The organism is Bacteroidia bacterium (genome assembly GCA_033391075.1).
In the GTDB taxonomy this organism is placed as follows: Bacteria; Bacteroidota; Bacteroidia; order J057; family J057; genus JAWPMV01.
On sequence record JAWPMV010000001.1, the window covers coordinates 889,281 to 905,021 of the forward strand.

Consider the following 15,741-nt stretch of genomic DNA (forward strand, 5'->3'; position numbering starts at 1 on the left):
CAGTTTTTGAATCTATCAATCCTTTCTCAAAAGCCAAAGTAAGGCTTAATATTCGTGCCGCCTGAGTAAAGATTCGTATATTATACGCTTCGCAAAATTATCGCGATAAGAACCCCTACATAATAACCTAATATGCGCAGTTTATTAACTACTCTACTACTGAGCCTGTTTAGTTTGGGCTTGGCACAAAGTGAAAAGAAAGCTTTAAGTAATGACGTATTTGACAGTTGGAACGTCCTGAGGAGTTCAACGATTTCTCCGGATGGAAAATGGGTTTCCTATGAAATCAATCAACAATTGGGAGATGGAATTTTGCATGTCCAGGCCTCGGATGCGAGTGCTGATATGGCCATTCCCAGAGGAAGTGGAATCCGCTTTCATCCACAAAATTCCTTTGCAGCCTTCATGATCAAGGCTCATTACGATAGCACCCGCAAAGCAAAATTGAAGAAAACCAAAAAGGATAAGATGCCTAAAGATTCATTAGGTATTTGGATCAATGGGCAGTCTGAACTAGTGAAAGTGCCTCGTGTGAAATCCTTTAAGATGGCAAGTAGCCGCGAAGGTATATCAACTAACTGGATTGCTTATCAGCTAGAAAAGGCTTTACCCCCTCCTAAAGACACTACCCAAAAAGACAGCACGGAGAAAAAGGCAGAAAAGCCTAAGAAAGCGGCTAAAAAGGGGAAAAAAGGAGGCGATAAGAAAGCCACCATGCTGGTTTTACATAATGTACTGAGCGGTGACACCCTCCAGATTCCCAAAGTAAGTAGTTATACAAGTTCAGAGGATGGCAGATACTTTGCCATGACTCGGGTGTATGGAGATTCGATTGACTCGGTACGGATTGTTCTTTTTGACAGTGAAAGCAAGGAGTTTTCCGATCTCTATGATGATCAGGGCAAAGCTCAAGTGCCTGTATTTAGTAAAGACAGCAAGCAGCTGGCATTTTTGGCAAGTACAGATACAGCAAAAGTGAAAGTTTATCAGCTTTTCCATAGAAATATGGATCAGACAATGAATACTGTAGTAGTCAATCAATCAAGTGCGGCTATGCCTGACAATTGGGCACCAAGTGAGCATGGAAGATTGAGTTTCTCCGAAAAGGGAAATCGCTTGTTTTTGGGTACAGCTCAAATTCCAGAACCCGAAGCCAAGGATACCCTGATTGATGATGAGAAATACCATGTGGATGTATGGAACTGGAAGGATAAGCGACTTCAGCCTATGCAAAAGCTTAATGTACAAAGAGACAAGAAGCGCAGCTATCAGGCAATGTATGATATCGCAAATGCTACATTTATCCAATTAGCCAGTGAAGATTTGCAGCGGGTAAATATGACTTCCAAAGGGGAAGGGAAATGGGCATTGGGCTATGATGGATTGCCTTACCAAAGGGAATCTTCCTGGTCTTTTCCTCGCAAGCAGGATGTTTATCTGATAAATATGGAAAGCGGCGAAAAGGAACTCCTCATGGAAGGAAGTCAGTATACCTACAGCATTTCTCCCAATGGTACATACCTGCTTTGGTACAACTTGGAAGATAGAAACTGGTACGGGATGTCAGTGGCCGACAGAAAATCCATAAATCTGACGGAAGGACTTGAAGTGAATTTCTATGATGAAAAATTTGACATTCCTTCAGAGCCCTATCCTTATGGTATTGCTGGATGGTCGGAGAATGATGAATATGTATTCATTGAGGATCGATATGATTTATGGAAAATAGATCCGAGTGGAAAAAAGAAAGTGAAAAATTTCACCAAAGGATTTGGCAGAGAGAATAAGATCCGCTTTTCCGTCATGCGAATGGACAGAGATCAATTGCACCTGGATGAGTTTCCCCTTTTGAAAGGATTTAATGAAAAGACCAAAGAGGACGGATTCTATTTGTCTACGAAGAAAGGGACCCCTGAAGCTTTGTTGGTATCAGATCACAGATACGGCTTCCCGCAAAAAGCAACGATTGCTGATCAGCTGGTTTGGACTCGCCAAACCTTTGAAGAGTTTCCTGACCTTTGGACCAGCGGAACAGATTTTACAGCTGGGAAAAAACTTTCGAATGCCAACCCTCAGCAAGAAGAATACCTCTGGGGAAGTGTAGAACTGGTGTATTGGAAAGCCTATGATGGTAAAGAGTTGGAAGGGATGCTCTATAAGCCGGAGAATTTCGATCCTAACAAGAAATATCCCATGTTGGTGTATTTCTATGAGCGTTCTTCTGATCGCCTACATAGTTACTCCATGCCCATGCCGTCTCGCTCGATCATTTATCCCAGCTATTATGCGAGTAATGGATACCTCGTATTTATCCCTAATATTGAATACGAAACAGGGCAGCCGGGTCCTGACGCCTATAATGCGGTTGTCAGTGGTACAGAGCATTTGGTGAAAACGCATTCCTTTATAGACAAAGATCGCATGGGATTGCAGGGCCAAAGCTGGGGAGGGTATCAGACTGCTTACATCATTACCCAAACCGATATGTATACAGCTGCTATGGCTGGTGCACCGGTAAGTAATATGACCTCCGCATATGGAGGGATTCGCTGGGGAAGTGGAATGAGCCGGATGTTCCAGTATGAGCGTACCCAAAGCCGTTTGGGCGTAACTCTCTGGGAAGACCGAGAACGTTATTTAAAGAACTCTCCATTGTTCTATGCACCCAATATCACCACGCCTTTGCTCATGATGCACAATGACGCAGACGGGGCTGTACCCTGGTATCAAGGCATAGAATTCTTTGTTGCGCTACGGAGACTCAATAAGCCGGTTTGGCTGCTGGTCTATAACAATGAGGCGCACAACCTCAGACGTTGGGCCAATCGTAAGGACCTGGATATTCGGATGAAACAATTCTTCGATCATTATCTGCAGGGAGCTGCTGCTCCGGTTTGGATGGAAGAAGGAGTTCCTGCCGTTGATAAAGGAAAGAGAAGTGGCTATGAACTGATGGAGATGAGCAAAAGAAAATAAGGCCTCAAAGCCTAAAAAGAGTAGCAGGGTCTTTTTTGAAAGATCCTGCTATTTTTATATCTGTCAAAAATTTTACGGAATTGTACAAATTGCTAAAATGGACCTTGTTTGACCTTTACATTTTAATCAGAAAGGCTTTATTTACAGCAAGGCAAAAATTGCGACAATTATCTGAATATACATGAGAACCGTCCATATAAAGGGGGCTGAAATTCCTGTCATTGGTATGGGAACCTATACAATCAAGGGTTCAGGCGCAGCAGAGCTTATTGCACAAGCTTTGGAAATGGGCTATACCTATTTGGATAGTGCTCAGATGTATGGAAATGAATCAGACATTAGCAAGGGCATCAAATTGGCGGGTGCAGAGCGTGAAGATGTATTTGTCCTGACCAAGGTTCATCCCGAGAATACCTATCCCGACAAATTTCTTGAATCCGTTGAAGAAAGCTTGAGAAATCTGGACCTGGACTATGTGGACCTTTTGCTTATTCATTGGCCCAATCCCAAGGTGCCCGTACAACATGCCATCGCCGAATTGATGAAAGCTCAGGAAAAGGGCTATGCAAAATTTATCGGAGTCAGCAATTTCAATATCTCTATGATTAAAACGGCTTTGGAAATGGGGGCGGAAATCGTAACCAATCAGGTCGAATATCACTGTTTCCTTAATCAGGATAAACTCAAACACTTTTTGCAGGAAAAGGGGATTTCTCTCACTGCATATTCTCCTCTGGGGCAAGGTATGGTCATAGGAAATCCGGTCTTGAAGGAAATTGGTGAGAAGTACTCCAAAACCGAGGCACAGGTAGCTTTGCGTTGGTTGATTGAGCAGGATCAGGTACTGGCGATCCCGCGCAGTTCCAGCAAGGAACGTTTGGCGTCTAATCTGGAAGTATTTGATTTCTGGTTATCGGAAGAAGATCGAAAAGCCATAGATAAACTTCGCTTCACAAATCGCAGGATGGTTGACTGGCAATACTCACCGGATTGGGATTGAGTAGAACTCTTTTCCACAGGCCTTATTTCCCTTAATCTTTTTTAATGTAAATGCGCGTGCAGGCCATTCTGGACATCGAATGTTTTCTGTACTCAAAAGCTGTCATCACGGCCAAAAGTCGGGACCTCTGGCAAAAACCTATTAAAGCAAGAAATCCCGGACACCTGATAGGTTCCGGGATGTACTGTAGTAAAAGTCAAATAAAATTGGGATTAAATTGAGTTCTATTTTTAGCTACAGCAAAAGCCTGCCTTAAGAGTTTATGAGCAACGGCGACTCTAATGACTTTATGATGTTTACCCTTTTGTTTCATATTTTCTACCATAGATTGACAAAGAGGATTTACTTTCATCGCGGAAAAGGCTCCCATATAGAGATACTTTCTTGCCAAGGCCTGCCCCATTTTTACGATCCTCTCTTTTCCCTTTACAGAGCTACCCGATGTGAAAATACGAGGACATAATCCCAAATAAGCGACCAATTGTTTGGCAGACTCAAATCGGCTAAAGTCATGGGTAATACAGATCAACAAACAAGCGGTCTTAGGTCCTATACCTGGGATGCTCATAAGCGACTGATAGCTTTGTGAACAATGCTCTTTACTAAGGCTGAGCATCTGTTGCTCCAGCCGCTTGATCGAAGCTTGTAGTTGTTCAATCAGATAAAGCTGCTGACTTCTTACCAAAGGATCCACTATGGGAACTTGATCCATAGCCTCGAACTGATTACGAAGCATCTGGAGCTGTTTTTGAAATAGGTTAATGCTAGTCAAAAACTGCTGTAAGCGGAGAAAAATAGCCGCTGGAGGCTGCCAGGGCTTAATAAAGCTTCGGTGATCCCGTCCATATTGAGCAATTAAGCGCGCGTCTTGCTGATCGGTCTTGGTTCGCCTTAATTGCATCTGACTGTAGCGGCGAATGACCAGGGGATTAACTACACTTAGTTTAATCCCATGCTGATGTAAACTAAAGGCCAGGGATAAATAATAGGGACCACTTGCTTCCATGACACAGAGATCTCCTTGAGAGAGGACTTCGATAAATTTACAATGGCCCGAAGCAGTATTGGAATAGCTTTTTACCCAGCTTTTCCCACTATCATTAAGACAGACTACTTCAAAGCTTTTTTTGGCAATGTCGATTCCATATACGTTATTATCCATAATCCTATATTTGAGCAGCTCTGATTCGAACTTATCAATCCTACATTCTGGCTCTTAGCCTACTGTACTGTTCTAGTTTTGAATCAGAGGGAGAGGGAAACCAACATCCCGGACGGTTTTTTAAACCAATGACACTTAACGGATTTATCCCCTCTCCTTTTGCTGCTTATTCAAATACCACAAACTAAGAATTCTTTTCTTCCCTAGCTCTTAGGCAAGTATAGGATGACAAATTTTTTGTTGGTATCTCAATAATAAGACCAAAAGGCTTAGCCAATAAAAGAGACCTGATATCATGTCCTAAGACATGTATAAAAAGGAATTGGGATTTCTGCGGCAGACCTCTACTTCCCAAACATCTTTCCCCAGACACTATTAAGTCTGTCGTAAAGTTTCTCCGCATTTTCATGGTAAGGGTGTCCTTCTTCGGTTGCCAGGAGGCTCAATTCGTGCATGCATTGATCCTTTTCCTCCAGATCAAAGCAGGCCAGTATTTTGATCCATCTTCCCGCTTCGCCATGCTTAACCGAATCCGCAGAACGCTCAAGATAGGGGAGTGCTTCTTTTGAATTGCCAGAAGCATATAGGCTGATGCCGAGATAATGGATAGCGTCAATATTATCCGGACTTTCATTCAGGATTTCCTGAAGGCTTTTGCTTGCCCTTTCAAAATTCCCGGAATTATAAGCTTGCATAGCCTGGGAAAAAGGACTGTCCTCATTCCCTCTACTCGTAAATGGATCGGCCTGATATTCGGCAAAGGCCTGTTGGATCAATTGATCCTTGTTATAGCTATTGCTCATCCATAGGTAGCCTGTGCCGAGAAGGAGCAAGACTACAGCAGCAACTTGAAACCAGATCTCTCTCCAGAGCGGCTTTTTGAAAGAAACTACCTTCGCCTCGGATTCAATTTCCTGGTCTATACGCTTAAGTTTTTCTTTAACTGCCAGTTGAGCACTTAGCTTCAATAGGCTATGGGTATCCTTTTGCAGGATATATTCTTCCTTCAGCTCGGGGTTGGTCTGCAATTCATTCTCAAATTGCATACGCTCATCTTCTGGAAGTATGCCTTCCAAATAAGCCTCAATTCGTTCAAACATTTGTTCTGCCATGAATCCTTTCTTTATGTCAGCAATTCTCCAATTAAATTTCTCACTTCAGGATTTTTCCTGACGAGTTCCTTTAGTTCTTTCAGGCAGTGATTTTTTTTGTTTCTCACTACCTGTTCATTGCTGTATCCTAAAGCCGCCGCGATCTCCTTCATGCTATACTTCTGTGCCCACATGGTCAATACCTCTCTACATTTATCTTTCAGGCTGACCATCAGGCCTTGCAGTTGTGCCTCAGTGTCTTGATCTACCATAAGGTATTCAGGATCGCCCAGTTCAATCTCATCTTTATTTAAAGATGCTTTATACTCATCTGCAGTGATACTTCTTCTGAATCTTCTGTACCAGAGATTCTTGCTGATTGCGTGCAGATAGGTACTCAGGCTACTCTTCCCTTCAAACTTCCCTTCTTGTATACTCATCAAAAGACTGAGTACAGCATCCTGAAATATATCCTTCGCTTCTTCTCTGCTCCCATTTCTGGCCATGATAAAGGAAAGAACCGCATCCAGATGTTTCCGGTAAATCCAGGCGATTGCCTGGTCACATGCGTTTCCTCCTGCTTTAATGGAAGAAATGAGCTGAGCGTCTGTATAATTGCCCTTATTCAATTGCTTGGTTTCTTAAGTAAGACCAAATGTAACGTATTTCTATAAAAATAATTGTCGAGGGCCTAATCTTGAAATTTTTTCTCTGCCATTGTTACGTTTTTCAAAGTAGTCGATACCAAAGCATGAACACACACAGTCGTGGTGTTTTTCAAAAACACTTTAATCTTTAATACTCTTATGAAACGCAACATTCTCGTCAAATCCCTAATCCTGGGAATGATTTTTATCATGTCGTCTTTTTCTCTCAAAGCTCAAACTCCTAAATGTAGTTCCGCTGCCGCAGCTGTAGCTGAGATGTGGAATTCTTATGGTGTATGGAGCCCAAGTGTATCTGCACAAGTTTATGCTTCTCTGGTAAGGGATGCCGTTAGAAAGTGGAATCAGAGAGCAGGAAATAGTTGGGCTAGTATTGGACCGCGCCATATGACCTTGAACAATCGTCAGGCTACAGGAACAATTCTGGGACAAACCAATCGTACCTTTATTACGGAACCTGCTCATGGAAACAGCGTACGTATCACCCTTAAAAAAACAGATGGTAAAGCCAAAACAGGGGTTACCATTTGCACACAGACTAAAAATGGCACAAGAAGAACGGTGCATTCCTATACTTTCAATAATGGGAACTATACCAGAACCAAAACCTTTGTGGTTCCTAATGCCAGAGGGAAAGTCATCAGTGTAAACATGAGAAATTACTCTGTCGGAAATAAATTTAAATATACCATCAGAGCTAATGACTAAGTAAAGAGCCGATTTCCAGGAAATCGGTACGTATCACCCGCATTACTTTAAAGCAAGACCTTAATGGTAGTATTATTGGTAGTTGTTTCTAGTCGGGTGAATTCTCCTGGCTGGGGCAACTACTTTACTGCTTAAAATATCTGAAATAAAGTATCTTAATAATAATTCCTATATTCCATCCACATACCTAAGAAATCATTATGAGACAGTATTTTATCACAATCGGCCTCGTCCTGTGTATGGTCTTGAGTGTGCAGCACCTACAAGCGCAAAAGATCTTTGGGAAATCTCCCTCACAGGTAAGCATAACTACGGTTATGGAAAATGCCAATAAAGCCGTTTATCGTTTTAAAGCAGGCACTCAAAAGGCCCAACTTAGCTTGCAGAAGAGCGGAGCCAAGATTTCTATTAAAGTAGAAAATCAGGCGTGTACACTCGGTACCGGCACCGTTACCCATAGCAATGGAGGCTTTAATCTTGATGCCAAAAACCTGCATAAAGGAACCCTCGGAATTTGGGTTTTTGCAGCTGACCGGATAACAGAACAGGCAGGGCAAGTCGCCTTGTCACCCAGACAAAAAGCGGCACAAAAATGTAAGGACTATTGCAAGGATAAGTATAGCCAACCAGTAGTCGCAGCTTTGGCACTGATCGCTATAGGGCATGGTCGTGAAGATCCTCCCGTTTGTGTACCTATGATGCTTCAGGCGGAACCCGCTTTCGAAACGGACTGGGAGAAATACAAAAATTGCTATGACAGCTGTATGAAAAAAGCTGAAGAAGCTTACAAAAACAGAAAAAAGAAATAAATAGCTACATCGCTTTTCATCTCTACATCATGTTCAGGCCTTTCTCTAGAACAGTTGTTTTTAAAAAGGCATTTTTACTCGCCTTATTTACCCTGGAAATTCTATGGAGTTTTCAGGGTAAAGGGCTTTTTGGACAAAATGAGTTGGAAAGAGCTATTCAGCAAAAAGAAGACATTGCCTACGCCAAAGCCCTGGATAGTTTTCGAAAGTTGAGGCAATCCCCAACATATCAGGAATTTGACTTTGCCCTCCAGCTGGAGAATGAAATGCTGGAAATATTTCTGATGCTGGCTGAATTTGATTCTGCACAATTTCACCTAAACTATCCTAAAAACTGGGAGGCCAGGAAGGTGGAGGATGCAACAGAAGCTTTGTGCAATCGATATCATCTGCGCGCACAATTTTTCCTGCTGAAAAAAGAATATAAAAAAGGGCAGCTGTATCTTGAGGAAGTTGACTCCTTATTTCAGCTCTATAAACCAGAACAGATAGCAAAAATTCAACTCAGGAAAGTTCGACTAGATATCGCAACAGGAAAATTTGGATCTGCAGGGGAGCGATTGAAAGAACTTGAGTTAGGTCTCGAAACCTACCATCCCTTATTAAAGGCTGATTTTCACTTTGAAAAAGGCTTTTATCATCAGCTTTACAAACGCTTTGATATTTCGGTAAAGGAGTTAGGCAAAGCTTTGGATCTGTATGGAGAAAATTTATCCCCCCTACATCCGAAAATTGGATTAACCCATACTTTTTTATCCTACACCTACAGAGGGAAATATGAATTAAAAAAATCACTTCAAAGCATACGGGCAGCTTTAAAAATTCAGGAGCAGGTGCTGGGCTTTAAGCATCCTCATTTGGCAACTACCTATTATTATTATGCTACCAGCCTGAATATGATTGGAGATTATCCCAGTTCTGCCAAATACAATACAGAAGCTATCCGTGTGTATAAACAAGCGATGGGAGATGCGGGCAATTCTCTGGGCAATTATTATGCAAGCTTAGGATATGCCAAAAGAGGAATGAATCAAATGGAGGAAGCTGAAGATGCTTATCGTAGAGCCCTCGATTACTATCTCGCCCCTCCTGTTTTCAGGCAGATAGATATGCCTTATTATAACTATAGTATTACCCTCCTGAAGAATAAGAAATTTGCCCAGGCACTCGATTATCTAAATAAGGCCTTCGAAGTCAGAAAGGAAAGACATGGAGAAAACAGCCCTTTACTCCTCAATATTTATGAGGAATATGGAGCTGCCTATATGGGCTCAGATAAATGGGAAGAAGCGAGGCGCTACTATGAAAAGTGCCTGGAAATTGAAGAGGTCAATCCGCAAAAACTGGAAACGAGAATTGCAGCATATAAAAACTCTATCGGTGAAATTGAACGCATCCTGGAGCATCCACGTACTGCTTTGATCTATCAAGAGGAAGCACTCGCACATCTGGGATATGATATGAGTGCAGAATCTATGGACGAACTGGATATCATCGGAACGGGTCGACCGGATTTGGTCTCAGATATTTTCCTTGAGATTGCCCAGCTGCTCAGGGAGCTAGCTGAGAAAGATAAGGAGGAAGGCTTGAAAGAACAGGCATTGCAAATCTATAAGCAATGCGATTATTTTATCGACCAAAGAAGATTATCCTTTTTCTCCGAAGAGGCAAAATTGAGCCTGGCAGGGAAAGCTCGGGAGATTTTTGAAAAAGGTATTTCTCTCGCTTATGAGCTTTATGAAGAAACAGGAGAAAAAGAATACCTGGAAACAGCCTTGTATTTTTCGGGTAAAAGCAAGTCTCTCCTTCTTCTCCTGGGCTTAAAAGAATCATTTGCCCTTCAAAGTTCCGGGATACCAGAGCATCTAACCCAAAGAGAGTGGGAACTGGAATTGGAGTTGGCAAATTTGAAAACAGAACGCTATGAATTAAACCAGAGCAGGGACGAAAATCGAGAGAAGTTAGAGGAAATCGAACAAAAACTCTTTCAAGCAGAGCGAGCCAGAGATTCTCTTATCAACACCCTGGAAAAGAACTTCCCGGATTATCATGCACTAAAATATGAATTGGCTCTGCCATCGGTAGCAGAAATTCAGACTCGTATCCCAGCCAATATGAAGGTCCTGGATTATTTTTGGGGAGAGGGAGGCATGTATATTTTTTCTTTGGACCAGAAAGAACTCAATGGATACAAACTTGAAGTGAAGGATAGCAGCCTCCTGGATAAAATCAATGAATTTCGGATGCGGGTTTTCAATCCTTTTATGGGGGAACATGATGCTGACTTTATACGGGAGAGAAATGAATTTGCAGCTTTATCCTATGGATTAAGAAGGGAATTATTACCGGAGGAATTGATCAATGATCTGGCAGGATTTAATCGACTCAAAGTTATTCCGGATGGAGCCCTGGGGTATTTAAATTATGGTTTATTGCTGAAAGAGGATACGCGCAAAGGGACCAGTTATCGGGACATGCCCTATTTGTTCAATGATCAGGGCCTTTCTTATGCTTTTTCTATCGGACAGTGGTGGCATTTATTGCTGAAAGGACCGATCAAATTAAAAGGGAAGGATGATCTGCTTGCTTTTCGTCCCAGCTATCCGGAAACAGGAGAAACATTCGAACTGGAACTTGCCATGCGTAAAGGCTTTGGCCCTCTCTACTACAGCAAACAGGAAATCGAGCAAATCAGCCAGTACTTTGATACCCAAATATTTGAAGAGGAAGAGGCCACTGAAAAATCCTTCTATCAATGGGCCGCAGAATTTCCCCTGATACAAATTTCTGGTCATGCGATGATTCCAGATAGTGCTCCAAGTGCTGCCTTTATCGCTTTTACCGATGTCAATTCTTCTCAATATGATGATTCCCTGATGTTGGAGGAACTCTATGCACAAAGACTGCATGCAGAAATGGTTGTTTTGAGTGCCTGTGAAACCGGAATAGGGGAGTTGTACCGGGGAGAAGGAATCATGAGCCTTGGACGAGGATTTACCTATGCGGGCGCCAGAAGTCTGGTCTCAAGTCTGTGGGAAGTGAATGACCGATCTACGGCTATGATTATGAAGTCTTTCTATCAATACCTTTCTGAGGGTATGGAGAAAGACCTGGCACTCCGACAGGCAAAAAAAGATTATCTGAGTAAAAGTGATCAATTTCAGTCTCATCCCTATTTCTGGGCAGCTTTTGTCGCTAATGGAGATATGAAAGCCCTCGAAATGGAAGAAAAGACCTATGCGTGGGTGTGGGCCCTTGGCTTTATTATCGTAGCATTGCTTGGGCTTGCTGTCTTCAAATTCAAAAGAGAGCCAGTCTAAGACTCAATTACTCTTTCCCTTGATTTCTGAAAAACCTAGATATACAAACTAGCCCAAAAGATAAACAGGCCTTGTATCGGTAATCGAATGAGGGTCGGAATGACGTGTTTCCCTTTTTCTCTTGCTTTTTGATGGTGGTAGACGTTTGCAGGGAAAACAGCAACCAATAGAGCTATGATTCCCCAGGCAGCTAAAGATTGGGTGGCAGGAATCATAAGGGCTATTCCTAATAGAATTTCGACTAGCCCTACGAATATATTTACCTGCTCAGGATAAGGAACCCATTTTGGAGTGATTTTAAGAAAGAATTTTGGGACACGAAAATGGCTGATGCCAGCATAGATAAAGAATGCAGCGAAAAGCCCTTTAAAGATCGTTCCTAATGTAAAGTAGTCGGCAATAGATTCCATGCGGCAAGTTAAATTTTTTTTGAAAACATCTGGCTGCTGATGAAATTAGCGACTCAGTCTCAGATTATCTATTATAACCTACATTATGAAATACATTAGCGCTCTGCTAATACTGGGAGCTTTGCTTACCGGTTTTATCTTACCCAATTTCCCCACCCAAACGACAACTTCATTCATGGTCGGTGATATAGTCATCAACGAATTCATGGCCTCAAATGACTCTTCCGTTGCGGATACTGCCGGAGAGTATGATGATTGGATTGAGTTGTATAATAAAGGATCCGTTCCGGTAGACCTCACAGGCTTTTACCTCAGCGACAAATTTGACAACCAAAGCAAATGGCAGATTGATACCACTTTTGTTCTCCAGGCAGATAGCTATCTGATTATTTGGGCGGATGAAAATGGAAGCCAGGGACCTTTTCACGCCAACTTCAAATTGTCTGCTGCAGGAGAATCTATTTATTTATCGGATTCTACTGGCAGTTTGCTGGACTCTGTAAATTTTAGCCAGCAAACGACAGATATGAGCATGGCACGCAACCCCAATGGTACCGGCAATTTTTCTATAGGTGCCCCAACTTTCAATGCAAACAATGATGCTACCTCCCGCCAGCCGGATATCGCAGAAGAAGACTTTCTGGTTTTCCCAAATCCTGCCAGAGATCGACTTCGGATTGAAATCGAAGCTAGTGAATTAAGGGACGAATTGATCATCCTAAATATGCAGGGACAGGAAATCCTGAAAAGAAAAATGCTGCAAAGCAATATGGATATAAATACCGATGACTGGCCCCGGGGATTCTACTTTTTGCAGTACAAAGGTTTGACCCGAAAAATACAATTGATGCCTTAGTAGGCTAAATTATATTTTGAAAATCAAAATTTACGTTATTAATTAGCGCTCGCTTGTTGAGACAAGCTAATCACAAAAGATTTGAAACTGACAAAGAAATATATCAAGATTATGGCCAAGCGCACGAAGAAGACGCTTGCGATGAAACCTTGATGCATTCTTTTCGAATAAAAATATAAAGCAGGTGCATCTAATGTACCTGCTTTTTGTTTTTAGCTAAACAGAGAGCTAAGTATTTAATAATTCGAATTATTTTAATCATCTTTGTGTTTTGATAAGACTTTTTTAATTTTTTATACCTTTTAATGCAAATTTTATCATGAGAGTAGCAGTCGTAGGAGCCACTGGCCTGGTAGGTACTGAAATGCTCCGCAAATTGGAAGAAAGCAACTTCCCCATTTCTGAACTGATCCCTGTAGCATCTGCAAGATCTGTAGGTAAACAAGTGACCTATAAGGGTAAACAGTACACGGTAGTAGGAATGGAAGAGGGAATTGCCGCCAAAGCAGACATTGCACTTTTCTCAGCCGGAGGAAGTACGAGTAAAACCTTCGCACCGAAATTTGTAGAAGCAGGGACGATTGTTGTAGACAATTCTTCCGCATGGAGAATGGCTGAACATGTACCGTTGGTTGTGCCTGAGGTAAACATGGATGCCATCGGAGATGCCAAGCTGATCGCAAACCCCAACTGTTCAACTATCCAAATGGTAGTTGCCCTGGGACCACTTCATAGAAAATATGGGATCAAAAGACTGGTGATTTCCACCTATCAATCTGTAACAGGAACAGGAAAGGCAGCTGTTGATCAGTTGTTTGGAGAAAGGGAAAACAAAGACTTTGAGGCTGTTTATCCTACTCAAATCGACCTGAACTGTATCCCACATTGCGATATCTTCCTGGAAAATGACTACACCAAGGAAGAAATGAAGTTGGTACATGAAACCCGCAAGATCCTCAATGATCCCAGCATCCGCATTACAGCTACTGCTGTACGGGTTCCCGTTATCGGCGGACACTCTGAGGCGGTTAATATAGAATTTGAAAGAGCTTTCGAAGTCGAAGATATCAAGCAATTGATGGCAGAGACAGAAGGAGTAATTCTTCAGGATGATGTCGCTAATCTGGTTTATCCAACTCCGCAGGCCGCTCATGGAAGAGATGAGGTATTTGTGGGTCGAATTCGCAGAGACGATTCCATCGAAAACGGTCTCAATATGTGGATTGTATCAGACAACCTCCGCAAAGGAGCTGCTACCAATGCTGTGCAAATTGCACAGAGACTGGTAGAAAGCCAGGTGGTGGGAGCATAAGAATTGTGTTATAGTGTTTTAGTGTTGTAGGTTGCGTATCTGAAAATTCGAACTACAACTCTAAAACACCACAACACATCAAAACCTTCCTATGGAATTATACACCCTTTCCCAGCTAGCCTTGCGAAACGGAACGGACAGAGAAGAAATTTGGGTAGCCTTTAAAGGGACGATCTATGATGTAAGCGATAGCCGGCATTGGCCCAAAGGCATACATTATGGGCACTGGGCGGGACAGGACCTTACCGATGAACTGAAAGATGCCCCGCATGGGGATTATGTGTTTAAGAGAATGAAAGCGGTGGGGAAATTAACTTAGGACTGATTTTTCTCGCTGGCTGCTATCAGTCTTTGCGGATCGATGAAAACTACCCCTACTTCCTCACACACCAGCCCACCAGCCAGATTGGCAAAATAAACGGCATCTTCGAGAGGAAGACCGCAAGCAAGTCCCAAACTCACCACACTAATTACTGTATCTCCTGCGCCAGAAACATCGGCTATGGAACGCTCATGAGCAGGAAAGTGAGTAGTTTCTCCCTCTTCATCCATCAGAAACATACCATTACTTCCCAGGGTAATCAGGGTATTCCTATGTGGCATTTGTTCCCGCAATTGCTCTACTGCAGCTTTTATCCCGCCTAAGTCATCTCCTTTCAAGCGGAGATTCAATCCCTGATTCAATTCTTTGAGATTGGGTTTGAAAAGACTACTGTGTTTAAAAGAGAAAAAATGCTTGAATTTTGGATCTACCGCTACAGGTATGGCAAACTCCCTGGCTTTCGTAAGTATCCAGCTGATCAAGTTTGGTACCAATAGTCCTTTGTCATAATCCTGTAGAAGAATTACATCGCATTTGCCAATCTGATCATCCAGTTTTTGTTTGATACTATCCAGTTCCTTTTCACTCAAATCAAACTTATCCTCCTTATCTACCCGCAGGATTTGTTGCTGATTGCCGATGATCCGAACTTTTACGGTCGTTCTTCTTTCAGTAGAAAGCTGAATCAATTCAGTAGGGAATCCATGACGATGGACCAAACGGATCAATTCTGCTCCTCTTTCGTCTTCTCCTACATAACCCGCCAAAATAGGAATGGCTCCCATCGCATGTAGATTAAGGGCGACATTTGCAGCTCCTCCCAGCCGACTTTCTTCTTCATAAATGTCTGCAATAGGCACAGGAGCCTCAGGAGAAATGCGGTTCACTTTGCCCCATAAGTAGCGATCCAGCATAAGATCGCCGATTACAAGCACCCTTTTTCCTTGTGCTGCTTTGAGAAAATTATGGATAGAAGTTTCGATAAGGATGAATTTAGCGGCCCGAAAGGTATAATCTTTGAAGGAAATATTAAAACAAAGGTCAGCTATCAGCAGATTTTCCGGCAAGAGCGGTATAAATTAAGGCCGTAAGAGGGGATCACAATTTCTC

General features: G+C 42.4%; 13 protein-coding genes. 8 read left to right on the forward strand and 5 right to left on the reverse strand.

Annotated elements, in window-relative coordinates:
- Nucleotides 1-132: 132 nt before the first annotated feature.
- Nucleotides 133-2,976, forward strand: coding sequence for a prolyl oligopeptidase family serine peptidase (locus tag R8P61_03545; protein ID MDW3646113.1), 2,844 nt, complete (start codon nucleotides 133-135; stop codon nucleotides 2,974-2,976).
- A gap of 181 nt (nucleotides 2,977-3,157) precedes the next feature.
- The gene (locus R8P61_03550) at nucleotides 3,158-3,976 is read left to right on the forward strand and encodes an aldo/keto reductase (protein MDW3646114.1); all 819 of its coding nucleotides are present in this window, start codon (nucleotides 3,158-3,160) and stop codon (nucleotides 3,974-3,976) included.
- 196 nt (nucleotides 3,977-4,172) lie between these two features.
- On the opposite strand, the gene R8P61_03555 is transcribed toward R8P61_03550, so the two are convergent.
- The 3 genes from R8P61_03555 to R8P61_03565 all read right to left on the reverse strand — a co-directional run bounded on the left by R8P61_03555 (nucleotide 4,173) and on the right by R8P61_03565 (nucleotide 6,858).
- Nucleotides 4,173-5,138, reverse strand: coding sequence for an IS110 family transposase (locus tag R8P61_03555; GenBank protein MDW3646115.1), 966 nt, complete (start codon nucleotides 5,136-5,138; stop codon nucleotides 4,173-4,175).
- A 344-nt stretch (nucleotides 5,139-5,482) separates the two neighbouring features.
- Nucleotides 5,483-6,250 carry a hypothetical protein gene (locus R8P61_03560; protein MDW3646116.1) on the reverse strand — a complete coding sequence of 256 codons (768 nt, stop codon included), beginning with the start codon at nucleotides 6,248-6,250 and terminating at the stop codon, nucleotides 5,483-5,485.
- Between the two features lie 11 nt (nucleotides 6,251-6,261).
- Nucleotides 6,262-6,858, reverse strand: a complete 597-nt coding sequence (locus tag R8P61_03565) for a sigma-70 family RNA polymerase sigma factor (protein MDW3646117.1) — start codon at nucleotides 6,856-6,858, stop codon at nucleotides 6,262-6,264.
- A 177-nt stretch (nucleotides 6,859-7,035) separates the two neighbouring features.
- Between R8P61_03565 and R8P61_03570 the strand changes: the two genes are divergently transcribed.
- From R8P61_03570 to R8P61_03580, 3 genes are all read left to right on the forward strand, one after another.
- The gene (locus tag R8P61_03570) at nucleotides 7,036-7,602 is read left to right on the forward strand and encodes a hypothetical protein (protein ID MDW3646118.1); all 567 of its coding nucleotides are present in this window, start codon (nucleotides 7,036-7,038) and stop codon (nucleotides 7,600-7,602) included.
- A gap of 200 nt (nucleotides 7,603-7,802) precedes the next feature.
- Nucleotides 7,803-8,411 carry a hypothetical protein gene (locus R8P61_03575; GenBank protein ID MDW3646119.1) on the forward strand — a complete coding sequence of 203 codons (609 nt, stop codon included), beginning with the start codon at nucleotides 7,803-7,805 and terminating at the stop codon, nucleotides 8,409-8,411.
- A 29-nt stretch (nucleotides 8,412-8,440) separates the two neighbouring features.
- The gene (locus R8P61_03580; protein ID MDW3646120.1) at nucleotides 8,441-11,731 is read left to right on the forward strand and encodes a CHAT domain-containing tetratricopeptide repeat protein; all 3,291 of its coding nucleotides are present in this window, start codon (nucleotides 8,441-8,443) and stop codon (nucleotides 11,729-11,731) included.
- A gap of 35 nt (nucleotides 11,732-11,766) precedes the next feature.
- Here R8P61_03580 and R8P61_03585 read toward each other — a convergent pair whose 3' ends face one another.
- Nucleotides 11,767-12,141: a DoxX family protein gene (locus R8P61_03585; protein ID MDW3646121.1), complete on the reverse strand. Its 375-nt coding sequence runs from the start codon at nucleotides 12,139-12,141 to the stop codon at nucleotides 11,767-11,769.
- Nucleotides 12,142-12,226: 85 nt separating this feature from the next.
- Here R8P61_03585 and R8P61_03590 point away from each other — a divergent pair, with 85 nt between their 5' ends.
- From R8P61_03590 to R8P61_03600, 3 genes are all read left to right on the forward strand, one after another.
- The gene (locus tag R8P61_03590; GenBank protein MDW3646122.1) at nucleotides 12,227-12,997 is read left to right on the forward strand and encodes a lamin tail domain-containing protein; all 771 of its coding nucleotides are present in this window, start codon (nucleotides 12,227-12,229) and stop codon (nucleotides 12,995-12,997) included.
- Between the two features lie 319 nt (nucleotides 12,998-13,316).
- The gene (locus R8P61_03595) at nucleotides 13,317-14,309 is read left to right on the forward strand and encodes an aspartate-semialdehyde dehydrogenase (protein MDW3646123.1); all 993 of its coding nucleotides are present in this window, start codon (nucleotides 13,317-13,319) and stop codon (nucleotides 14,307-14,309) included.
- A gap of 91 nt (nucleotides 14,310-14,400) precedes the next feature.
- On the forward strand, nucleotides 14,401-14,628 hold the full coding sequence (locus tag R8P61_03600; protein ID MDW3646124.1) for a cytochrome b5 domain-containing protein: 228 nt from the start codon (nucleotides 14,401-14,403) through the stop codon (nucleotides 14,626-14,628).
- On the opposite strand, the gene R8P61_03605 is transcribed toward R8P61_03600, so the two are convergent.
- A complete protein-coding gene (locus R8P61_03605; protein ID MDW3646125.1) occupies nucleotides 14,625-15,698 on the reverse strand; it encodes a bifunctional ADP-heptose synthase in 1,074 nt (357 codons plus the stop codon). The genes R8P61_03600 and R8P61_03605 overlap by 4 nt on opposite strands.
- Between the last annotated feature and the right edge of the window lie 43 nt (nucleotides 15,699-15,741).